The organism is Mesorhizobium sp. M0663, from assembly GCF_040320585.1.
Lineage (GTDB): Bacteria > Pseudomonadota > Alphaproteobacteria > Rhizobiales > Rhizobiaceae > Mesorhizobium.
The window spans coordinates 1-21770 of the sequence record NZ_JAMYPX010000057.1 but is presented as its reverse complement, the minus strand read 5'-3'; the positions used below and the strand labels follow the sequence as shown (position 1 = coordinate 21770).

Sequence of the window (21770 nt, the reverse complement as noted above, 5' to 3'; positions counted from 1 at the left end):
AAAACGCTTCCACGCCATCGCCGAGGGCTTCGCTCTTGCAAATCCAAACTAATCCCCGCCAAATCAGATGTGTGCGCACGCTAGCCCCTTGTGGGAGAAGGTGGCCGCGAAGCGGCCGGATGAGGGGTGTTCCAGCTTGGCACCAACAGCGCCCCGGCCAGCACCCCTCAACCGTCTTGGCGCTGCGCGCCAATCCACCTTCTCCCACAAGGGGAGAAGGAAGAAGAGGCGCCAGCAACACTCCTCAGAACTCGATCCCTTGCTGCGCCTTCACGCCGGCGGAGAAGTGGTGCTTGGTCACGCCCATCTCGGTGACCAGATCGGCCGCCTCGACCAATACCGGTTTGGCGTTACGGCCGGTGACGACGACATGCAGGCCTTCGCGACGCGCCTTCAGCGCCGCGACCACCTTTTCGAGATCGAGGTAGTCGTAGCGCAGCGCGATGTTCAGCTCGTCGAGCACCACGAGGCTGATCGACGGCTCGGCCATCAGCTCCAGCGCTTTCGCCCAGGCAGCCTCGGCCGCCGCGATGTCGCGCTTCAGGTCCTGTGTCTCCCAGGTAAAGCCCTCGCCCATGGCGTGCCACACGACACGGTCGCCGAAGGCAGCAAAGGCGTCTTTCTCGCCGGTGTGCCATTTGCCCTTGATGAACTGAACGACGCCGACGCGCTTGCCATAGCCGAGCATCCTGAGCGCCAGCCCAAAGGCGGCCGTGGTCTTGCCCTTGCCCGGTCCGGTGTTGACGATCAGCAGCCCCTTCTCGACCGTCTTGGCCGCGACCTCGGCGTCCTGCACCGCCTTGCGCTTGGCCATCTTGGCGCGGTGGCGTTCCTCGTCCTTGGGATCGATAGTATCAGCCATGTCATTTCACCTTGAGCGGCAGCCCCGCCACCATCAAAAGCACGGTGCCGGCAACAGCCGCGACGTCCTGGTTCAGCCGGCCGGCGGCGTCGCGAAACCGTCTTGCCAGCGCATTGTCCGGCACGATGCCCTGGCCGACCTCGTTGGACACCACGAACCACGGCCCACGCGGCCGCGACAGCACATCGGCCAGCCTCCGGCATTCGGCCTCGACATCATGGTCGGCCAGCATATGGTTGGTCAGCCACAGCGTCAGGCAGTCGATCAGCACCGGCTGGCCGTCAGGCAGCGCTCCGATCGCGCCGGCAAGGTCGAGCGGCGCATCGATGGTCGTCCAGCCGGCGCCGCGGCGCGAGCGGTGCAGCGCGGTGCGCTGGCGCATCTCGTCGTCATAGGCTTGCGCCGTGGCGATATAGCTCCAAGGCGGCGGGCCGACCGTCACCAGGCTCTCGGCATGCGCGCTCATGGCCGAGCGCGCACCGCCGATGACCAGGGTCAGTGCCCCGGCAGCGCGGTCAGGCAAAGCTGTCGCGCAGGCTGGTCGCCGTGCCCGTGAAGCGTCCGCGCACCACGCCGACGACCGCGCCGAGCACCAGCCAGAACACCAGATTGGTCAGCGTCACCGCCACCACGAACTGGTGGTGCAGGCCTTCCGGGATCGCCGTCTCGAAGCTATCGGGCTGCGGCGCGCCGACGATATGCGGCGCAACGATCAACGCCACGGCAAGAGCCACCAGCGGCAGCGATCTGCGGAAGACGATAAGGCCGAGACCGGCCGCTGTCGCCACCACTGTTGCCCACCACCATATCTGGCGTTGGACAAGGTCGGCCGCCGGCATCGCCGGCAGTTCCGGCGGCAGGCCGAGGCCCGGCGCCAGCGTGAATGCGGCAAAGCCGGCCAGCCCCCAGAACAGGCCCTGGCGCCAATTGCCGATGCCGCCGGCGAATTCCGAAACCGCAACCAGGACCAGCGCAAAGCCGATGCCGGTGACGATATTGGCAACGACGCTGAAGCCGAAGCGTTCGAAACCGTCCGCCGGCGCCCAGCCTTCGTCTTCCGCCGGAGCCATTGCTTCAGCCGGTGCCGACGCGGCGCTGCTCATAGCCGTCATGCCCGCGGCGTTTTCGGCCGGTGTCGCAGGTGCCGCGGCATGGTCATGGCCCCCGCCGGCCTGTTCGTAGACTTCCGCCTTTAGGATGAGCGGCACCGTGGCATAGGCTTGCATGCAGGCGAGAGCCACGCCGGCCACAAGCCCTGCGATCGCCGCGATGAACACGACGTTGCGAAACAGTGTCATGATGTCAGCCCCTTGTCAGTGGCAGGGAAAGCCCATCGAATGGCGATAGTCGTGGGCGGCATTGTGGACCGCATCGATATGCGAGAAGCCGACAAAGCCCATGACGAAAATGCCGAGGAATGCAGCAAGCGCCAGCTGCATGAGACGCGACTGCGAGGAGGCGGAAGCGCCGAGCGAGACGGAAGCGGTATTCATGTCTTGTCCTTTCGCCCTCCACCCGAGGGCATAGAAGTCAGTTTCCTGTCGCCGGCAGGTCTCCTGGCTCGCGGATCAGCGCCCTTCCCCACCTTCCCGAAGGCGAACCTTCAGTGGCATATGGAGAGGACTACCGCACACAGTTGCGGGGGCAGCCACGGCATTGGGCAAACAACTTGCCCTCACCGCATTCCCTCTTGGTTCCAAACGGAACCGACGACATCAGTGACTATAGGCAGAATCGCCGCGCCCGGCAAACCAAATTCCGCCGGATCGTGTGGCGAATGCGCCGCCTCGCCAAGCCCGGTCGGCCGGCGCCGCGATTGACAATTTTCGCAGCCGGGTGTCGGCTGGCGGATGGGGAGGAAGCCGGCATGCAACCCAGCCCGAATGAGCGCGGTCCCTACAACGGCCTGACGCGGGCCGAGCCGACGCTGCCGTCATCAGCCTATTGGGACATCGCGGCCTATCAGCGCGATCTCGAGGCCATCTGGTATCGCAACTGGCTGCTCGTCTGCCGCGAGGCCGACCTTGCCCAGCCGCTGGCTTTCAGGACGTTCCGCATAGGCACGCAGGAGGTCGTCGTGCTGCGCGACGAGACCGGCGAGTTGCGCGCCTTCCACAACACCTGCCGGCATCGCGGCTCGCAGCTTTGCCAGCAGAGCGAAGGACGGCTGAAGGCGCGGCTCATCACCTGCCCATACCATGCCTGGTCCTATTCGCTGCACGGCGATCTGGTGCGCGTGCCGTCGAAATCGCTGCCGGACGGCTTCGACAAGGCCGATCATCCGCTCTACCGGGTCGCGCTTTCGGTGTGGCGCGGTTTCGTCTTCGTCAATCTGGCGGAAGACGCTGCCGGCTCGGCTGAAACATCCTTCGATCCGGCATCCGGCAACCTCGCCAACTGGCCGTTGGAAACGCTGCTGAGCGGCCATGTGCTGCGCAAGGTGATAAACTGCAACTGGAAGGTATTTTGGGAAAATTTCAACGAGTGCCTGCACTGCCCCGGCGTCCACAAGGACCTGTCGCGGCTGGTGCCGATCTATGGCCGCGGCCTGATGGGCCGGCACGACGACCCCGAATGGGCGCGCCACGCCGACAATGACGCGCCGGAATTTGCCGGCGGCTTGCGGGCCGGGGCCGAAACTTGGTCGCGCGACGGGCGCGTCCACGGCTCGGTCTTTTCCGGCCTGACGCCGGGCGAGCGTGCCGCCGGGCAGACCTATGCCACCAGCATGCCGTCGATGTTCGTCGTCGGCCATGTCGACTATGTCAGGACCGTGCGGCTGGTGCCGCTTGGCCCGGAGCAGACCGAACTTACCGCCGAATGGCTTTTTTCGCCCGAAGCGCTCGCCGAACCGGCCGCGGATATCGACAACATCGTCGCCTTCGGTACCCAGGTGCTGGAGGAGGATGCTGATATCTGCGAGGTCAACCAGATGGGCCTGCGCTCGATGCGCCACAAGGCCGGCGTACTGATGCCCGAGGAATACGACTTGCACCGCTTCCACAACTGGGTGCGCGAGCGCCATGCGGCGCTCGAACATCAAAGCGATTTGGGCAGATAGCGCCAGGTGACGAAGCCGCAGGCCGCCGCCAGCAGCCCGAGCGTTGCGAAAACCGCGCCCAGGCCGAAGAACGCCTGCACGCCGGCCAAAGGCTTTCCGGCTCTGGCCTAAAGCAGCTCTGATGCCGACCGGTACCAACGCGACGCAAGGCCCTGCTTCTTTTGACGGTGGCAACCGTGATAGTCGTCTTGCCGGGGCTGAACCAAGACAGCGAGACCATGAGCATCGACACGCCGAGCGCAGCCGTTCAGGATCAACCGAAGTCGAAGCGCATCGCCGCTATCGACATTGCACGCGGCATCGCTTTGCTTGCCATGGCGAGCTATCATTTCACCTGGGACCTCGAATTCTTCGGCTACACCGATCCCGGCCTCACCGCCTTCGGCTGGTGGAAAATCTACGCGCGCTGCATCGCCTCGAGCTTCCTGTTCCTGGTCGGCATCAGCCTCTATCTCGCCCATGGCAAGAAAATCCGCTGGACCGGCTTCTGGAAGCGCTTCGCCATGGTTGCCGGGGCAGCGCTCGCAATATCGCTGGTCACCCGCATCGCCACGCCCGATGGCTTCATCTTCTTCGGCATATTGCACGAGATCGCGCTCGCCAGCCTGCTCGGCCTGGCGTTCCTGCGCCTCCCGGCGCTGCTGACGCTTGCCGTGGCGGCCCTCGCTATTGCCGCGCCTTTCTACCTGCGATCTGAGCTTTTCGATCATCCGGCTTTGTGGTGGGTCGGCCTGTCGGCGACCAACCCGCGCTCCAACGACTACGTTCCACTGCTGCCCTGGTTCGGCGCCGTACTTGCCGGCATCGCGGTTACCAAGCTCGCCGCCACCTCCGGCGCGCTGACGCGGCTGTCGGCCTTGGCGCCCGGCCGCTGGGCAAATCCGCTGGTCTTCATCGGCCGGCACAGCCTTGCCTTCTATCTGATCCATCAGCCGGTGCTGATCGGCTCGGTCTGGCTGTTTTCGCAATTCATGCCGGCGCAGGCCGAAATCAGGGAGGTGCGTTTTCTGAAATCCTGCCAGATATCCTGCGAGCAGGCACGCGACACCGAGTTCTGCTCCAGCTATTGTGCCTGCATGCTGGACAGTCTCCAGGGCGAAGCCTCGCTTGACCGGCTCTACAGCAACGACCAGTCCCCGGAGTGGAAGGCGCATATTGGCGAGCTCGCCGGCACCTGCACCGCCCAAACCGAGGCGGCGGAACCGGGAACGCGCTAATCGAGGGAGGACAATAATGAGCGACAGTCACCCGAAACCCGTGCAGCAAAATCCTGGGCAGCCGAAGCTGGGGCACATCCCATGGCCGCCGCTGATCTATATCGCCGCCATCATCGTCAGCGTCGCGCTAGGGCTGTTCTATCCGCTGCCGTGGATCGGCGATCTTCTCGGCGACATCCTGTTCGCCGCCGGCCTTGTGGGGTTGGTGGCGGTTGCCGCGCTCTGGTTCACGGCAATTCGCACCATGATCCGCGCCAAGACGACGCTCAACCCGAACGGCGTGCCTGACCATCTGGTGACTACCGGACCCTTCGCCGTCAGCCGCAACCCGATCTACCTCGCCAACACGCTGCTGCTGGTCAGCCTCGCCTTTGTCACTGGGATCGCCTGGTTCCTGCCGCTGGCGGTCATCGCGGCGTTCCTGACGCAGAAGCTGACGATCGAGAGCGAGGAGAAGGTGCTGACGGCCAAATTCGGCAAGAAATACCGGGACTACGCCAAAAGGGTGCGGCGCTGGATTTGAGCCGGCGCTGACGCCACGCTCATGTGGTGACGCCGAGTTCCACCAGCCGCTCGACGCAGGATTCCTCTGCCTGATCGAGCTCGGCCAGCGTCTCTTCGAGGTCGCGGCGTTTCTGGCGCAAATCCTCGCGCTTTTCCTCGATGCGCTTGATCATCAATTTGAGTTGGCCGACCTCGCCGGGCGGCTCCCTGTACATCTGGATGATTTCGCGGATCTCGTTGATCGAGAAGCCGAGCCTCTTGCCGCGCATGATCTGGCGGATGAGATGCCGGTCCGACGGACGGAACAGCCGAGTGCGGCCGCGTCTTACTGGCTGCACCAGCCCTTCGTCCTCATAGAAGCGCAACGTCCGCGTCGACACGTCGAATTCGCGGGTCAGCTCCGTGATCGAATAATATTCCCGCATCGTCACTCCAATGCCCCGGCCACGCCGCGAGTTCCAACTGGCCGGCGCCGCCGGCGCCCAGGCGCGTACCAGAATCGGCGGACAAGGCACCTTTCAAAGCCTCGCATGGCATTTACGTAAAAGTCAATTGAGGTGACGTTCAGCGCACGCCGAACCACCATGTGGCGAGCCCGAGAAAGGCAAAGAAACCTACGACATCGGTGACCGTGGTGACGAAAACCGCCGAAGCCACAGCCGGATCGATCTTGAAGCGGTCGAGCAGCAGCGGGATAAGGATGCCCGCCAGAGCCGCCACGAACATATTGATGATCATCGCAGCCGCAATGATGCCGCCGAGATTGCGATCGTGGAACCAGGCAGCAGCCACGAGGCCGATCAGGATGGCAAAGATGATGCCGTTGATGAAGCCCACCCCGATTTCGCGGCGGATGATGCGGCCGGCATTGTAGATGTCGAGGTCCCTGGTCGCCAGCGCCCGCACCGTGACCGTCATGGTCTGCGAGCCGGCATTGCCGCCCATGCCGGCGACGATCGGCATCAGCACCGCCAGCGCCACGATATGCTCGATGGTGCGGTCGAACAGGCCGATCACCGAGGCCGCCAGGAAAGCCGTCAAAAGATTGACCAGCAGCCAGGGCACGCGCGAGCGCGAGGTCGAAAAGATGCTGTCCGAGAGTTCTTCGTCGCCGACGCCGCCCATGCGCAGCAGATCTTCTTCGGCCTCCTGCTGGATGACGTCGACGACGTCGTCGATGGTCAGCACGCCGACCAGCCGCTCGTTCTCGTCGACGACGGCGGCGGACAGAAGATCGTATTGTTCGAATTCGCGTGCCGCCTCCTCCTGGTCCATGGTGGCCGGGATGGCATGCCTGGTCTCATGCATGACCTCTTCGACCTTGACCGAGCGCTTGGTACGCAGGATCTGGTCGAGGTCGATGGCGCCGAGCAGCTTGAAGCTCGGATCGATGACGAAGATCTGGCTGAAACGGTCGGGAAGATTGTTGTCCTCGCGCATGTAGTCGATGGTCTGGCCGATCGTCCAGAACGGCGGCACCGCGACGAACTCCGTCTGCATGCGGCGGCCGGCGGTCTCTTCGGGATAGTCAAGCGAACGCCGCAGCCTGATCCGCTCGGTGAACGGCAGCTGCGACAGGATCTCGTCCTGGTCCTCCTGGTCGAGGTCTTCGAGAATGTAGACCGCGTCGTCGGAATCGAGATCCTGCACCGCCTGGGCGATCTGCGCATTGGGCAGACTGTCGACGATGTCGCGGCGGATCGCCTCGTCAACCTCGGTCAGCGCGGAAAAATCGAAATCCTTGCCCAGCAATTCGACCAGCGCGCGTCGCTGTTCCGGGTGCAGGGCCTCGAGCAGGTGGCCGAGTTCCGACTGGTGCAGATCGTCGACTTCACGCTTCAGCGTCAGCGTATCGCGATCGGCGATCGCGGCACCGATCTGGGCGAGGAACGACGACAGGATGACGCCGTCCTCGTCATAGATGTCGGCGCGGCGCTCCTCGGCTGCCCTGGCGCCGGTCATCTGTTCGTCCTGGCCTTCCACCAGCGCCTCCCGCCATCGGATTTCCGGATAAGGTGCCTGTCAGGTCTAACGCATGACCCTGACAATCGGAATCGATTTTGCGAAAGGACCATGCACAACGACAAATTGCTACAGCGCCGTTCGCGCGTCCAAACGACGCGGCGCATACCGGATGGTAGGAGGAGAGGACGTTCTACAAACCTGCGGCGCTGCAAACCTTCGCGGCGGCAGGTAAAGGGCAGCGTATCCCCCCCCGGTCAACCAGATGGGCAGATCGACACTGATTCAAAACGGCGAGGCCGACAGTGCGAGGGCCTCGCTGGTATTGGACTGGAAGGCTTCCCGATCAGGCGGCGTGGCGCTTGGCCTCAGCCGCATAGCGGTCCAGGAGACCGCTCCAGCCACCCTCGGATTCGAAGGCCTCGCGCATCGCCTCTGCGGTTTCGCCCATGTTCTCCAGAAGCCTGTGCTCGAGTTCCACACGCGTCGCGTTCTCGCCGAGCGCGACAAAGCGGATCTCGACTTCGGTCAGCAATGCCGGATCGTAGCGCCAGCCGGCTCCAATGCGCCAGGCGAGCGTCAGCCTGGACGGCGGATCCCAGGCGAGAACCTCGCCCCAATCGCATTGTGACCCATCCTCGCCGATCTCGTACCAGCGGCCGCCGGCTTTCGGTTCGATCACCGCGGTCGTCAGGGCGGATTTGCCGATCGAGTGCGAAGCCGGCCACCAGCGCCCGAATCCTGTGGTGAACACATCGAATGCCTTGTCGAGCGGCACCTCCACCGTCACCGACTTCCTGACCGGCGCGGGCTTGATCATGGTCGTCATTTCCTCTTCTCCTTGCTGTTGTCGACTTCCCGTTTGAAGGCGTCGAGCGCATCGCCCCACATGCGGTCGAGCCAGGCACGCATCTCGCCGAGCCCATGCGGGTCGAGATGATAGATGTTGCTGGCACCCTTCGGCTCTGCGCGGACCAGCCGGGCTTCCTTCAAAACCTTGAGGTGCTGCGATACCGCCGGCTGCGAGACCGGAAGCACTCGCGTCAGATCGATGACCGAGCGTGGCCGATCGGCGATGAGCTCGAACACCTTGCGGCGCGTCGGATCGGCCAAGGCCACCATTCCTGCGTAATCATAAACCATAACTTATGATAAGCTAAAACTTATGATATGTCAACCGAAGGCGTGGCGGGCCCGTGTTTAAGCAACCGGCCGGCTCGAGGCTCCGGGGCAATTCCTTGACGCGGGGGCATGGACAGCAATGCGGATGCAAGATTGCTCAGGGAATCAATCCACCGCATGCGGGCCAGCCGGCAAATGTCGACCACCGGGGAAAAGTAAACCTGGCGGCAAGGTTTTTACCTTATCGGTGTTTGTGTCTCTCCGGCGAAACGTTAAGAACGGGTAAATTGGTTTGGCCCTAACCACGGAAGCCTCTCGCTACAGGCCCTCCGCCATATGGCAATTGCGCCTCTCCTTGTTCATGGCGACATACGTTTTAGGCGCATCTGCACTATATCCAGAAGTATTCTATACGTCAGCCTTAATCTATTCTCACAAGTTTCTTGTTGGCATTCCGGTGTTGTTTATCGGTGGCGTCTGCTGTGCCGCGCTAATCCATGGCCGGCGGCAACCGGTTCGCTACGCACTGGATTTGGTTCAAGGGCGCTGGCGCGGTTGTCTGCTGGTGCTGCTGTTCTGCTTTGCCAGCTTGACCGCGTTCTCTACCTACAAGATCGCCATCCCGTCCGTCGTCCCATACTATGCCGACAACTGGTTGGCCGATGCTGATGAATGGCTGCACGGGATGCCGCCATGGGAGATGGTCCATAAGCTCGACGGCAACAATTGGTCGTTCGTCGTCTTCAACAGCTATGAAGTCATTTGGTTTTACCAGTGGTTCGGCACCATCCTTTTCGTGTCGCTCTGGTCGGACGAGATTGCCCGCATCCGCTATCTCTGCGCAGCAGCGCTGACGTTGTCCGTCCTCGGAACGGTCTTGGCCCTGGCGCTGGCATCGGTCGGACCGGTTTACTACCACCACTTTGTCGGCGTGGATCGCTTCCACGGATTGAATGCGGCCCTGGACAGGCTGGACCATAGTTACATGGTGCGGGAACCCGCGGCATATCTCCTGATGGCTTACCAAAGCGGCCGGCCAAGTCTTGGCGGCGGCATCTCGGCCATGCCAAGCATGCATGTCGCCTTTGCCGCATTGAACGCCTATTTGCTGTCATCGATCAATCGCTGGCTTGGCGTTCCGGGTTGGACCTTTGCAGCCCTGATCCTGTACGGATCGGTGTTCACTGGCTGGCACTATGCCGTGGACGGCTACGCATCGATCGTTGTTGTATCGGTGATCTGGTGGGCGACCGGACGCCTGGTGCGCGAATAGTTATGTGCGCTTGTCGATAGATGGCCATGCCCGCCGATGGCCACTTCGCGTAAGCCAAACTCGCGACCGCAATCAGGCAAACAGCACGTGCCCCGACAAGGACGCTCCCTGCCGTGCTCGAATTCAACGGGCAAGAGATTCCGCTTTCGAATTCGATTTGTATTGAGGGTGGTTCGGCAGCGGCAGAGCATGTAGTTCCAGCCAGCCGCCATCGGCAGGCAATTGGCCGCCTTGGCATCGCATCCTCCTCCTGACGAACACCTAGTCTAATACGGTCAACCGTTAGGCGCCGCGCCACGCCGCTCGAGCGCGGTCTTGCGGATGGTTTCTGCGATCTCCGGGCTGCTGCTGCACAGCATCTGGAAATCCGCCGAGTGTAGCGACAGGAGTGAGACCACCGTTGTGGCGCTGACGGTCGCCGAGCGCGGTTCGCCGGTGATCAGCGCCATCTCGCCGAAGAAGGCGCCAGGGCCCAGATCCACCGGGTTCGGCGTCGCGACGCTGACGCGCCCCTCCACGACGAAGAACATCTGGTCACCGGTCTCGCCATTGCGGCAGATCACAGCGCCCGCCGGCACGATGCGAGGTCGTAATGCGCGCACAATCTCGACTAGTGTGGCCGGGCCGAGCTTCTGAAACAACGGCACGGCGGCGACCAATTGCCAATTGCGGACGAAATCCTCGCGACGGACTTCTTGATAAAAGCCGGTGGCAAGAATGCCAGCCCAGAGCGCGAAGATGCCGATGCCACTCATCATGACCGCCCCGGCAAGGACGCGGCCGGCGAAGCTTTCCGGAATAGCGTCGCCATAGCCGGTGGTGGACAGCGTGACCACGGCCCACCACATTGCCTGGGGGATGCTGCCGAACTGTTGCGGTTGGACGTCGCGCTCGATGACATAGGCTGCGAGCGCAAAACCGAAAAGAACGATGCCGAAGACCGTGGCGACGCCGATCAGGTTGCGCGCTTCGTTGGTCAGGATTCTGCCCAGCAGCGGGAAGAAAGTTGAATCGCGCAGCGGTTTCAGCAGCCAGACAGCACAGTAGAGGCTCCGGTCGGGCGTGCCGACGAGCAGAAATGCGGCGAGTGGAACCAAAACCGCGAGCACATCAATGGCGATTGCCGGCGTCCTGTCCCGAACGTCTCCCGCCCGGCGCTTGAGCAGTTTCTCGGCCAATTCCAGGAGATAGACGCCCCAAATGACCGCGAGCACGGCAGCCAAAGCCAGTCTGCTTCGTCCGGACAGGTCCGGTGTCGTGAGCGTAGCCACCGCCACAAGCCCAGTCGCAGCCAGCACCGCGTTGAGCGGCGCGCAAATTCTTAAGGAAGGCAGTACCGACATTCTATGCCCCGAGCGGATACTACCCTCCAGAATAGGATGCCTTCAAGGCAAGCGCAAAGGTGCTTATTTTCGCTGCGATCGTCGCTGGACCATAGGCCATGAACCATCCGATCAGGGTCGAGATCGAGCTGCCCCTCGACGGATGTGTGGCATAAACGACCTCACTTGATTGGCAATGGATTTGCCGTGTCACCGTTGGCGGTCGAGGGGCCGCCCCGCGCGATCGAGCATCCGATCGATCTTGCTCGCCATGATGAAATCGTTCTCGTGCAGTCCTTTGATCTTCTTGGTGCTCAGGGAAACCGTCACATAACCCCAGCCGAAGCTGATGTCGGGGTGATGGCCCTCGGTTTCGGCGAGCTCACCGATCTCCTGAACAAGGGTGAGCGCGTCCCGGAAATTGCGGCATCGAAAGCTCCGCTGAATGCGGTGGGCATCGTCACCCAGCTCCCAATCAGGAGCCTGTGCCTGGAAGCGTTGGGCTTCATCACGCGTGAGCGGCGGGACGCCGCCGCGACAAGGCGTACATGTTTTCTCGGCAAGAGTGTCGGTCATGTTCTTGTCTCCAAGACCATTTTTAGCAGCAAATACGACAGCGACGAGCCTATCGATCGATCTCCCCGAACACGATGTCGAGCGAACCGATGATCGCCGAGATATCGGCTCGCATGTGCCCGCGTCGCTGGCCTTCCGTCGTCCTGGCTATAGTTTCAGGCGCCGCTCAGTAGTCCATTCCGCCCATTCCGCCCATACCTCCCGCGCCACCCATAGCGGGCGAAACCTTCTGCCGAATGTCCGCGATCATTGCTTCAGCGGTGATCAGGAGCGCGGCAATCGAGCCGGCATCCTGCAGGGCCGTCCGAACGACCTTGGCGGGGTCGACGATACCGGCCTTGATCATGTCGACATAGACTTCGTTCTGGGCGTCGAAGCCCTGATTGTGATCCTTGCTGTCGGAGAGCTTGCCGACGACGATCGAACCTTCAACGCCGGAATTCTCGGCAATCTGGCGGATCGGCGCTTCAAGTGCTCTCAGCACAATCGAAATACCTGCCGTCATGTCAGCATTCGCGCCAGTAAGCTCAGTCAAAGCTGCCTTGGCGCGCAAAAGCGCAACACCGCCGCCGGCAACGATGCCTTCTTCCACGGCTGCACGAGTGGCGTTCAGCGCATCATCGATGCGGTCCTTCTTTTCCTTGACTTCCGTCTCGGTCGCGCCGCCGACGCGAATGACAGCAACGCCGCCAGCCAGCTTGGCGAGACGTTCCTGGAGTTTCTCCTTGTCGTAATCCGAGGACGTTTCCTCGATCTGCAACTTGATCTGCTGGACGCGCGCCTGGATGGTGGCTTTCTCGCCGGCGCCGTCGATGATCGTCGTCGTATCCTTCTCGATGAGCACGCGCTTAGCCCGCCCGAGCATGTCGATCGTGACGTTCTCGAGTTTGATGCCGAGATCCTCGGAAATCATCTGGCCGGCGGTGAGCACGGCAATGTCTTCCAGCATCGCCTTGCGCCGGTCACCGAAGCCTGGCGCCTTGACGGCTGCGACCTTGAGGCCGCCGCGCAGCTTGTTGACGACCAGCGTTGCTAGCGCCTCGCCTTCGACGTCTTCCGAGATGATCAGCAGCGGCTTACCGCTTTGCACCACAGCTTCGAGGATCGGCAGCAACGCCTGCAAATTGCCGAGCTTCTTCTCATGGATGAGAACGTAAGGGTCCTCCAGCTCCGCGCGCATCTTCTCGGCATCGGTGACGAAATAGGGCGAGAGATAGCCACGGTCGAACTGCATGCCTTCGACGACATCGAGTTCGGTTTCGGCTGTCTTGGCTTCTTCGACGGTGATCACGCCCTCATTGCCGACCTTGTTCATCGCCTTGGCGATCATGGCGCCGACCGACGCGTCGCCATTGGCGGCGATCGTACCAACCTGGGCGATCTCGTCCGAAGATTTGACTTTCCTGGCCCTGGCTTGAATGTCCTTCACCACAGCAGCCACAGCAAGATCGATGCCGCGCTTGAGATCCATCGGGTTCATGCCCGCGGCAACGAATTTGGCACCTTCGCGCAGGATGGAAGCGGCCAGCACCGTGGCTGTCGTCGTGCCGTCGCCGGCGAGGTCGTTGGTCTTCGAGGCCACTTCGCGCACCATCTGGGCGCCCATGTTCTCGAACTTGTCGGCAAGCTCGATTTCCTTGGCGACGGCGACACCATCCTTGGTGATGCGCGGCGCGCCATAGGCCTTGTCGATGACGACATTGCGGCCTTTGGGGCCGAGCGTCACCTTAACGGCGTTGTTCAGAATTTCGACGCCGCGAAGCATCCGGTCGCGGGCATCGGTAGCGAATTTGATTTCCTTGGCAGACATGATTTTACGTCCAGTTCAGTCTTGAAATTGCGGGATCGGAAATCGCCCGGTCAGGCGGCTTTCTTGGCCGCTTTGATCTTCTCGACGATGCCCAAAATGTCGCTCTCCTTCATGATCAGGAGGTCCTCGCCGTCGATCTTGACCTCGGTGCCGGACCATTGGCCGAACAGGATGAGATCGCCGGCCTTGACGTCGAGCGGGATCAGCTTGCCGCTCTCGTCACGCGAGCCCGGGCCCACGGCGATCACTTCGCCTTCCTGAGGCTTTTCCTTGGCGGTGTCGGGAATAATGATCCCGCCCTTGGATTTGGTATCGCCTTCCGCGCGCCGAATGACGACGCGGTCGTGGAGTGGCCGGAATTTCATTGGGGTTCTTTCTGCCGCCGCACATAGAGCGACTGCAACACTTAACATAGCCCCTTTGGCACTCGAATGATAGGAGTGCCAAATTTTTAATTCCTCAAACCGAAAATATTTGAAATGTAAATCAGTCGTTGTTACCGGCGCTTTTGGCCGTCCGAAAGGCGGAGCCATAAGCAATTTTATTGTAATTCATCCCTCTTACTTTTGCCGACAACAGACTATATTAACCCGCAATTACGCACCAAACCTATTGAGCCTTGATTGAATGTTTATATACAGTTCGCGAAAATTTGGCACGATTTGGCTTTCCCGGTCCCGATCGACATAGGTCTGCGACCTTCGACCCACCATGAAGCACCGAATTTTCGACAGCGAATGTATAGCGCTTATCCGGCGCGCATGTCGCTCTGTTCGAGCCTTTGAACCACGGCGCTGACCACGGATGTACTGGCAGCATTGGGATCTTTCCGGTTCGGATGGAAAAGATGCAGGAGGGGCGTCGGCGTGCTCCTGCGGAAAGCCGCACCCCCTCATGCAACGCAGCCTCCCCGCGTGGGGAGCGCTTGCCCGCGCTACGGCGGCGGCTTTCCATGCGAGCCGCTTCAAAAATGATGCTGCGAAACGGCTCCGGCTTTATCCGACGAACGCCTCACGCATCCGAGCGAACATGCCGGGCTGTCTCCGGGCAATCGCCGCACGGATGTGACGGGCGGCCGTTACGGCGCTCACCGTCGCGCCGAAATGACAATAGCAGATGATCTCATGCAATTGCCTGTCGGTCAGTTCGAAGAACCGCTTCGCTTCGCCGTAGTTGTCGCTTTCCAACCCGGCGGCGCGGAGGACAGGATCCTCGAAAGCGACTGAGATCGGCGAGCCGTCGCCGCGCATGGCCCCGCGTGATCTAACCGGCTGATACTCGGTTTGGTGTAGCGTCGAGAGTCGCCGGTCAGGGTTCCGTTCAAGGAGCTCCGCCCAGCGTTCAAGACGTTCGCTGCGCGACATGGCCTGGCGCAGGTAGTCCTGATCGATCTCGGCGACGATCTGCAGTTGCTCAAGCGTCTGGTGCTTCATTTTAGCCTCCTATTCGGACGATAGTTGGCCCACCCATATCCTTCTTATACCTGCGGCCAGCGTGACTCCGACCGATCGTGAAGTCCAATCACGATGATGCTGGGAGGGCTTCCCCCCACAAAAATGCGGAGGCTTCGCAAAGATCCGGCCATTAATTTGGCGAACGCGGTCAAATGCGCGGCTGTTCGACGATGTCGGTCTGGAGTCCGTGCCGATCGAGGTGATCGACGGCAGAGTCTGTGCTGGAGTAGCCCGGCTCCATCGCTGGCCGGGCAGCGGGATCAAGCGAGTGGCAGTTTAGCTTCGAAACCGCCGTAATTCTGAACGCGCACAATGCGAAGAGACGCAAGGCCGCGAGCCTGCAACAGACGTTCGCTACGCGGTTCTTGACGGCTTGAGGTATGTTCAACCTTGGCGCTGACTTTTCCGAACCGAAGCCGCAGCTACGACGAGGCCGGACAATACCTCCATTTTCTCGGCTACGATGGCATGTTTGAAATGCCGTTCTTGATTGAGATTGAAGCGCTCGCGAACGCAAAACCGGAAGCAGCCACAGCCGAAGCGGGTTATTTGGCGACCTTCGATGCATCAAGGGACTCCATTCGTGATGTCGCGCGGAAAGCTTCCTCCCACGGCCGCAAGAACGTGTACCAGCCCAGAAGACCTCGACGCTTCGAACGGCGGACGAGCAAAGCGTTCCCCGTAAGGGATCGGCTTATCCCTGCGACCGCGGAGTTGTGCGGTTTCGACATGGTTGGCGACTACGTCCTTGTCCCCGTCGATTAGAGGATTATCCTTGACACGTTTGGGCGAGGCGATCGCCCATGGAGGTTGTCATGGCAGACGACAAGTCAAAGCGTGGTCCGCAAGACAGAGCACGGGTCGACGGTGGCGAAGACTATGAAGTCGGGTACCTCATGAAGAAGCACCATCTCGAACGGGCTGATGCCCTCAGGCTGGTAAAAAAGTATGGAAACAACCGCGCAAAGATCGAAGAGGAACTCTTTGCCCGAAAGGTTTGATCGCGTATTCCCGTGAGGCTGGCATAGAGCCAAGCACGCCTGAGTGTGACCAGGCTGCAGGCATAATCATGGCGCTTTTCAGCAACGGCATCGGCACTGCTGAGGAATTGAAGGCAGCGCTCCAGTTCCGTTTGGAGAGTGAGTTGCGACGGCACGGTCAACGCCTATCCCGCCTAGCTGAGAACCGCTCTAGATCGTAATTGTACATCGAATTCCAAGTGGAGGTCGCGTTAGATGCAAAACGCGAGCCTCTGAAGAAAACCATTGTCCAATTAAGGCAGTGGGTTTGGAGGCTGTATGAAAGGGGTCGTTGTTTGGCGCTATTTCACTGGCATGCCGTGTCAGAAGCACGCGGGCCTCCGGGGAGTAACATGCTGCTGAGGCTGGACCAGATCGACAAATTCTACCCCACTGGCGAAGGGCCGTTGCATGTTCTGCACGGGATCGATCTTTCGCTGGAGGCGGGCAAGAGCCTTGCGCTGACCGGCGAGTCTGGCAGCGGCAAGAGCACGCTTTTGCACCTCGTTGCAGGGCTCGACAGCCCTGATGCGGGAGAAATCCACCTTGGCGGTACCAATATTGTGGGGCTGAACGATACGGCCCTTGCCGCCCTGCGGCGGGGAACAGTCGGACTTGTGTTCCAGCAGTTCAACCTGATCCCTTCGCTTGATGTGGCAGCCAACCTTGCCTTTCAGGCTCGACTTGCCGGCCGTCCTGATCCGGCGTGGCTGAAGGTCCTTGCTGAACGGCTGGGCCTGGCCAAGGTCCTAACGCGCTACCCTGAACAGCTGTCGAGTGGGCAACAACAGCGGGTGGCGATTGGGCGGACCCTAGCCGTTCGGCCCCGGCTGGTTTTGGCCGATGAGCCCACGGGCAATCTCGATGAGGCAACAGGGGACGCTGTACTCGATCTTATGCTGTCGCTGGTGGCTGAAACGGGTGCCGCCCTGTTAATGGTTACCCATTCCAACCGTCTGGCAAACCGGCTGAACGCCCACGTTCACCTGCACGCGGGACGGCTGGCTTGATGGTGTGGACCGGGTTGTCAGCGCTCTTGTCGCATTGGCGCAGGCGGCCTGTCCAACTGGCGATGCTGCTTTTGGGGCTATCGCTGGCAACGGCGTTGTGGTCAGCGATTCAGGCGATCAACGGTGAGGCGCGGGCGAGCTATGACCGTGCAGCGGCGATCCTTGGGCAGGACCGGCTCGCGCAACTGGTGCGTGAGGACGGGACCCGGATGGATCAACAGGTGTTTGTGAGACTGCGGCGAGCAGGCTGGCTGGCTTCGCCGGTGATTGAAGGTGAAATGCGGTTTGGGGATGTGCGGTTGCGCGTCCTCGGCATTGACCCACTGACTTTGCCGCCGCAGGCGCAGCAGGTGGATGTTGCAGTGGGTGATGAGCTATTGCCGTTCATCACGGCGCCCGGGGTGCTCTATGCAACTCCGGAAACCGCGGCACGACTAACCGAGCAAGCAACACCTCCCGTGCGCGTGGCCGAGGGTTTGCCGCCTGGCACAGTCCTCACCGACATCGGGCAGGCGCAGGTCTTGCTTGGGGCAAAGGACAAGATCTCTCGTCTTTTGCTCTGGCCGGACCAACCGATTGGCCGTGCCCCTCTAGAGGTGACAGCCCCCGGCCTGACCCTGCGCGAGCCGAGTGAAACGGGGGATCTTGCCAGGCTGACCGACAGTTTTCACCTGAACCTGACGGCTTTCGGTTTTCTTGCCTTTGCGGTGGGGCTCTTCATCGTGCATTCCGCCATCGGTCTGGCTTTTGAACAGCGCCGCCCGGTGTTTCGCACGCTGCGCGCACTGGGCTTGCCGGCCCGCGTGCTGGTCCTTTTGCTGATCGCCGAGCTGCTGATCTTCGCCCTCCTCGCGGGATTGGTGGGCGTGGCACTTGGCTATGTAGTCGCCTCGGCCCTTTTGCCCGACGTCGCCGCCACCCTGCGCGGACTTTACGGGGCCGATGTGCCGGGAACGCTGTCGATCCGCCCCGCAGTGTGGGCAGCGGGGCTGGCGATCGCGGTAATCGGCACGCTGGTAGCGGCCGCACAAAGCCTCTGGCGGCTATGGCACCTGCCGCTGCTTGCGCCGGCCCAGCCTCGGGCCTGGGCGCGGGCTTCGGAGCGGGCCCTGCGCGCGCAAGGCGTGGCTGCGATGGTGCTCCTGTTGACGGCGGGGGGAATTGCACACTTCGGATCCGGCCTCGAGGCGGGCTTTGCGCTTCTGGCGGCACTGCTGTTGGGGGCGGCACTGGCGCTGCCGCTCGTGCTGACGGGGATATTGCACCTTGGCGGCCGCTTGGCGCGTGGACCATTGGCTGAATGGTTTTGGGCCGACACGCGTCAACAGCTTCCCGGCCTGTCATTGGCGCTAATGGCACTGCTGCTTGCGCTGGCCGTCAATGTGGGCGTCAGCACGATGGTGTCGAGCTTTCGGCTGACCTTCACCGGCTGGCTCGATCAGCGTCTCGCCTCAGAGCTTTACGTGACCGCCCGCACCGAAGCAGAGGCCACGGCGATACGCGACTGGCTGGCCCAGCGCAGCGACGCGGTCCTGCCGATCTGGAGCATTGAGGGCCGGGTCGCAGGCCAGCCCGCGGCAATATACGGCGTGGCCGATCATGGCACCTATCGCGACAACTGGCCGATCCTCTCTGCAGTGCCGGGGGTGTGGGACCGGATCGCCACAGGCGACGGCGCCCTGATCAACGAACAACTGGCGCGGCGCCAGGAGTTGGGCTTAGGGGACCAGATCACGCTGCCCGGTGGCTGGCGGGCCAGCATCGTCGGCGTCTATGCCGACTATGGCAACCCGATCGGCCAAGTGATCATCGGGATCGACACACTGCTCCAGCACTATCCTGACGTCTCCCGCCTGCGCTATGCCATTCGGATTGCCCCTGGCAAGGCCGAAGCACTGGCTGCGGGTTTGCGGGCGGAATTCGGGCTGCCCGCGCAGAACGTGATTGACCAGGCCGGGATCAAGGTCTTTTCGCTCAAAGTGTTTGAGCGCACATTCAGAGTGACAGCCGCGCTGAATGTGCTGACGCTGGGAGTCGCGGGGCTGGCGATGTTTGCGAGCCTCATGACCCTGTCGGGGATGCGCCTACCGCAACTGGCGCCGGTCTGGGCCATGGGTCTGCCCCGCCGCCACCTCGTATGGCTGGAGCTTTGGCGCGGCTTGTTGTTGGCAGCCTTGACCATGCTGGCCGCTCTGCCTGTAGGTATCGGGCTCGCCTTTGTTCTACTGGCGGTGGTGAATGTGGAGGCTTTTGGCTGGCGTCTGCCGATGCACCTTTTTCCCGGTGACTGGGCGCGGCTGGCGGCGCTCGCGTTGCTGGCGGCCGGACTTGCAGCCGCCGTGCCTGCCTGGCGGCTGGCGCGTCTTTCGCCATCGGATTTGCTGAAGGTATTTGCACATGAGCGTTAGAGCATTGCTGATCTACATGAGCTTGGCCGCACCTGCCTTTGGCCAGGGTTTTGCTGGGCTTGGCACAGAGGCTGACGGGTTTTCAGTGCCGCAGCCGGGGACTGCATTCAACTTTCCGGCAGACCACGGCCCGCACCCCGGTTACCGGATCGAATGGTGGTATTTGACGGCCAACCTGCAAGCTGCGGATGGAGCGGACTATGGCGTGCAATGGACTCTTTTCCGATCCGCCCTGGCCCCGGTGGAGCAGTCCGGCTGGTCCAGTCCGCAGCTTTGGATGGGCCATGCCGGGCTGACGACGCGAACGCACCAATTCGTGGCCGAACGGCTGGCACGGGGCGGCATCGGCCAGGCGGGGGTTTCGGCTGCACCCTTTGCGGCCTGGATTGACAACTGGCAGATGGCAGGTCGGGCCCTGCCAGAGGCGGATGCGCTGTCGGCGCTCGATCTGCACGCGGCGGGACAGGCGTTTTCCTACGAACTGGCACTGGACGCCAAAGGCCCTCTGGTGCCGCAGGGAGTGCAGGGCTACTCGGTGAAATCCGAGAAGGGGCAGGCGAGCTATTACTACTCGCAACCATTCTACCACGTGACCGGTACACTGACCCTTCCGGCGGGCGTGATCGCGGTGTCCGGTCAGGCGTGGTTGGACCACGAATGGTCCTCGCAGCCGCTGGCTGAGGATCAGACCGGGTGGGACTGGTTCTCCTTGCATTTCGACAGCGGCGAAAAGATGATGGGCTTTCGCCTGCGCGACGGAGGCGCGGGCTTTACATCGGCCACATGGATCAAGGCCGACGGCAGGCCGCAGCCGCAGGCCCCCGGCGCGCTAAGGGTGACGCCGCTCGAAACGGCGGCAGTCGCGGGACGTAGCGTGCCGATCCGCTGGAGGGTGCAATTGCCGGAAAACGGAGTGGATGTGACCATCCGGACGCTAAACCCAGAAGCCTGGATGGACACACGCTCTCCCTATTGGGAAGGCCCGATCCGATTTGAGGGCACCCATGCCGGGCGCGGCTATCTCGAGATGACAGGCTATGAGTGACTGGAGGACACTGCTCAATCGCGAGATCGCGACGGTTGGCGAATTGCCGAAAATGGAGAAGGTTAGTTTCCAGCGCCCTTCCCTCTACCACCACCTCAAACCCACTATCTCAGGTAATGGCTCTGGCGATGTAGCGGTCCTGCGCCGCCACCTACCACTACATGGCTCCGAATTGCGGATCGATGTTGCGTGGCCGGAGATGGGCGCGCATCTGCGTAGTGCAGAGTGGCCGCGAGCGTGTTTTCCGATTTCTACGTCGAAGCACCACCGCTGCACGCGTCAATCCTGTCGGTGTCGATCTCCATGCCAAGCAGTCTAACACGTGAAACGGCGTCTGCCGCGGTCCACACCGGATGGTTACGCTGCACGGCGCATTCTGCCGATGATTGAGGTTCATGAAGGCCTTCCCGCAAAATATGCGCCTTAATGCCCGGCCTCACGGCCTCACGCAATCCAGACATTTTCAAACTCGCCACACGAAAAAACCGCCTCGGTTAGACCGAGACGGTTATCGTACTATGACAGAAGTGGTTGCGGGGACACGCAACCACCGATACCGACATCATTAACGTGACGATTTGACAGGTCCAGGCCAGCATTGCAGGGAGGCGACTTGGTGGGCTCGGAGGGATTCGAACTCCGCGCTTGGAAAAGCGTCCCTCTCGTCTTCACCGTGCAGGCCGCTTACTCTGGGCGGCAGAGTGCCCTTCCGCGCTTCGCCAAACCTGCCGTGGGAAAAGCCTTGCCGTTTTTTCCGGCAGGGCTTTGATCAGATCGCGACTATTAGTGATTTATGCTGGAACTGGTTGCGGAGGTTGGAGACGGACCGATTTGCGCCGATTAAGAAGCCCGTCAGCAAACGAACTCGGTCACAGCACTGTATTGGCGGTATCCCTCTAGCGACTTGAACGCCCCGGCCGTTGCTTAGGTCGCGCCCACCCTTTTGCACGCGCCCCCCTGCCCGGCCGTTGAAGATAGTGTGCTGAAGGTTCTGCAAAAAGTTTTGGAGAGAGAACGGCGCTTGCTCTGAGGGGCGAGCGGCCATGGCACGGTGGTGACATTGCGATCACCGATTCCCGTGGAAGGGGAAGTGCCATGACCAATCGAGACGTTAGACTGAGCAGA

At 61.8% G+C, this 21770-nt stretch carries 22 protein-coding genes, 1 pseudogene and 1 riboswitch; of the genes and pseudogenes, 9 read left to right on the top strand and 14 right to left on the bottom strand.

All coding sequences use genetic code 11. The features are described from left to right. Nucleotides 1–244: 244 nt before the first annotated feature. Genes cobO through NKI54_RS34945 form a run of 4 tightly spaced genes read right to left on the bottom strand, consistent with a single transcriptional unit; the run spans nt 245 to nt 2355 of the window. A complete protein-coding gene (gene cobO / locus NKI54_RS34960) occupies nt 245–862 on the bottom strand; it encodes a cob(I)yrinic acid a,c-diamide adenosyltransferase (protein WP_352568974.1) in 618 nt (205 codons plus the stop codon). 1 nt (nt 863) lies between these two features. Then, nucleotides 864–1385 carry a bifunctional adenosylcobinamide kinase/adenosylcobinamide-phosphate guanylyltransferase gene (gene cobU / locus NKI54_RS34955; protein ID WP_352694360.1) on the bottom strand — a complete coding sequence of 174 codons (522 nt, stop codon included), beginning with the start codon at nt 1383–1385 and terminating at the stop codon, nt 864–866. Beyond that, complete coding sequence (locus tag NKI54_RS34950) at nt 1378–2160, bottom strand: CbtA family protein (RefSeq protein WP_352638467.1); 783 nt, start codon at nt 2158–2160, stop codon at nt 1378–1380. The genes cobU and NKI54_RS34950 overlap by 8 nt, the downstream gene beginning before the upstream one ends. A gap of 15 nt (nt 2161–2175) precedes the next feature. Continuing rightward, nucleotides 2176–2355 carry a CbtB domain-containing protein gene (locus NKI54_RS34945; protein ID WP_023676561.1) on the bottom strand — a complete coding sequence of 60 codons (180 nt, stop codon included), beginning with the start codon at nt 2353–2355 and terminating at the stop codon, nt 2176–2178. 36 nt (nt 2356–2391) lie between these two features. After that, nucleotides 2392–2588, bottom strand: a riboswitch (cobalamin riboswitch). Nucleotides 2589–2729: 141 nt separating this feature from the next. Between NKI54_RS34945 and NKI54_RS34940 the strand changes: the two genes are divergently transcribed. The 3 genes from NKI54_RS34940 (at nt 2730) to NKI54_RS34930 (ending at nt 5663) form a co-directional block, all read left to right on the top strand. Next, the gene (locus NKI54_RS34940; RefSeq protein ID WP_352638468.1) at nt 2730–3923 is read left to right on the top strand and encodes an aromatic ring-hydroxylating oxygenase subunit alpha; all 1194 of its coding nucleotides are present in this window, start codon (nt 2730–2732) and stop codon (nt 3921–3923) included. A 218-nt stretch (nt 3924–4141) separates the two neighbouring features. Then, nucleotides 4142–5140: a heparan-alpha-glucosaminide N-acetyltransferase gene (locus tag NKI54_RS34935; protein WP_352624782.1), complete on the top strand. Its 999-nt coding sequence runs from the start codon at nt 4142–4144 to the stop codon at nt 5138–5140. 16 nt (nt 5141–5156) lie between these two features. Further along, nucleotides 5157–5663 (top strand): methyltransferase family protein, encoded by a 507-nt coding sequence (locus tag NKI54_RS34930; RefSeq protein ID WP_352454650.1) that lies wholly within the window; start codon nt 5157–5159, stop codon nt 5661–5663. Between the two features lie 19 nt (nt 5664–5682). Here the strand turns inward: NKI54_RS34930 and NKI54_RS34925 are convergent, their stop codons facing one another. From NKI54_RS34925 to NKI54_RS34910, 4 genes are all read right to left on the bottom strand, one after another. Beyond that, entirely contained in the window at nt 5683–6069 is a 387-nt protein-coding gene (locus NKI54_RS34925; protein WP_023676566.1) for a MerR family transcriptional regulator, read from the bottom strand. A 139-nt stretch (nt 6070–6208) separates the two neighbouring features. Beyond that, nucleotides 6209–7606 (bottom strand): magnesium transporter, encoded by a 1398-nt coding sequence (gene mgtE, locus NKI54_RS34920; RefSeq protein WP_502894205.1) that lies wholly within the window; start codon nt 7604–7606, stop codon nt 6209–6211. A 346-nt stretch (nt 7607–7952) separates the two neighbouring features. Next, nucleotides 7953–8435 carry an SRPBCC family protein gene (locus tag NKI54_RS34915; protein ID WP_254818127.1) on the bottom strand — a complete coding sequence of 161 codons (483 nt, stop codon included), beginning with the start codon at nt 8433–8435 and terminating at the stop codon, nt 7953–7955. Continuing rightward, the gene (locus NKI54_RS34910) at nt 8432–8749 is read right to left on the bottom strand and encodes an ArsR/SmtB family transcription factor (RefSeq protein ID WP_023720727.1); all 318 of its coding nucleotides are present in this window, start codon (nt 8747–8749) and stop codon (nt 8432–8434) included. The genes NKI54_RS34915 and NKI54_RS34910 overlap by 4 nt, the downstream gene beginning before the upstream one ends. A 340-nt stretch (nt 8750–9089) precedes the next feature. Between NKI54_RS34910 and NKI54_RS34905 the strand changes: the two genes are divergently transcribed. Beyond that, nucleotides 9090–10001, top strand: coding sequence for a phosphatase PAP2 family protein (locus NKI54_RS34905; RefSeq protein WP_352638474.1), 912 nt, complete (start codon nt 9090–9092; stop codon nt 9999–10001). 275 nt (nt 10002–10276) lie between these two features. Here the strand turns inward: NKI54_RS34905 and NKI54_RS34900 are convergent, their stop codons facing one another. The 6 genes and pseudogenes from NKI54_RS34900 to NKI54_RS34875 all read right to left on the bottom strand — a co-directional run bounded on the left by NKI54_RS34900 (nt 10277) and on the right by NKI54_RS34875 (nt 15142). Beyond that, nucleotides 10277–11344, bottom strand: a complete 1068-nt coding sequence (locus NKI54_RS34900; RefSeq protein ID WP_352638470.1) for a cyclic nucleotide-gated potassium channel — start codon at nt 11342–11344, stop codon at nt 10277–10279. Between the two features lie 189 nt (nt 11345–11533). Beyond that, nucleotides 11534–11899 (bottom strand): 4a-hydroxytetrahydrobiopterin dehydratase, encoded by a 366-nt coding sequence (locus NKI54_RS34895; RefSeq protein WP_023676573.1) that lies wholly within the window; start codon nt 11897–11899, stop codon nt 11534–11536. 49 nt (nt 11900–11948) lie between these two features. Continuing rightward, a pseudogene (locus tag NKI54_RS34890) lies at nt 11949–12023 on the bottom strand (NADH-quinone oxidoreductase subunit D-related protein); the annotation flags it as partial. A 42-nt stretch (nt 12024–12065) separates the two neighbouring features. Next, nucleotides 12066–13709: a chaperonin GroEL gene (groL, locus tag NKI54_RS34885; protein WP_023676574.1), complete on the bottom strand. Its 1644-nt coding sequence runs from the start codon at nt 13707–13709 to the stop codon at nt 12066–12068. Between the two features lie 50 nt (nt 13710–13759). Then, nucleotides 13760–14074, bottom strand: coding sequence for a co-chaperone GroES (locus NKI54_RS34880; RefSeq protein ID WP_023676575.1), 315 nt, complete (start codon nt 14072–14074; stop codon nt 13760–13762). A gap of 630 nt (nt 14075–14704) precedes the next feature. Further along, the gene (locus tag NKI54_RS34875) at nt 14705–15142 is read right to left on the bottom strand and encodes a hypothetical protein (RefSeq protein WP_352624791.1); all 438 of its coding nucleotides are present in this window, start codon (nt 15140–15142) and stop codon (nt 14705–14707) included. Nucleotides 15143–15553: 411 nt separating this feature from the next. Here NKI54_RS34875 and NKI54_RS34870 point away from each other — a divergent pair, with 411 nt between their 5' ends. The 5 genes from NKI54_RS34870 (at nt 15554) to NKI54_RS34850 (ending at nt 20645) form a co-directional block, all read left to right on the top strand. Beyond that, entirely contained in the window at nt 15554–15928 is a 375-nt protein-coding gene (locus NKI54_RS34870) for a DUF1488 family protein (RefSeq protein ID WP_023676577.1), read from the top strand. Nucleotides 15929–15978: 50 nt separating this feature from the next. After that, nucleotides 15979–16164 (top strand): DUF3606 domain-containing protein, encoded by a 186-nt coding sequence (locus NKI54_RS34865; protein WP_023676578.1) that lies wholly within the window; start codon nt 15979–15981, stop codon nt 16162–16164. Between the two features lie 371 nt (nt 16165–16535). Beyond that, a complete protein-coding gene (locus tag NKI54_RS34860; protein WP_031211739.1) occupies nt 16536–17192 on the top strand; it encodes an ABC transporter ATP-binding protein in 657 nt (218 codons plus the stop codon). After that, nucleotides 17192–19600 (top strand): ABC transporter permease, encoded by a 2409-nt coding sequence (locus NKI54_RS34855; protein ID WP_352638475.1) that lies wholly within the window; start codon nt 17192–17194, stop codon nt 19598–19600. The genes NKI54_RS34860 and NKI54_RS34855 overlap by 1 nt, the downstream gene beginning before the upstream one ends. Next, nucleotides 19590–20645, top strand: a complete 1056-nt coding sequence (locus NKI54_RS34850; protein WP_352638473.1) for a lipocalin-like domain-containing protein — start codon at nt 19590–19592, stop codon at nt 20643–20645. The genes NKI54_RS34855 and NKI54_RS34850 overlap by 11 nt, the downstream gene beginning before the upstream one ends. Nucleotides 20646–21770: the final 1125 nt, after the last annotated feature.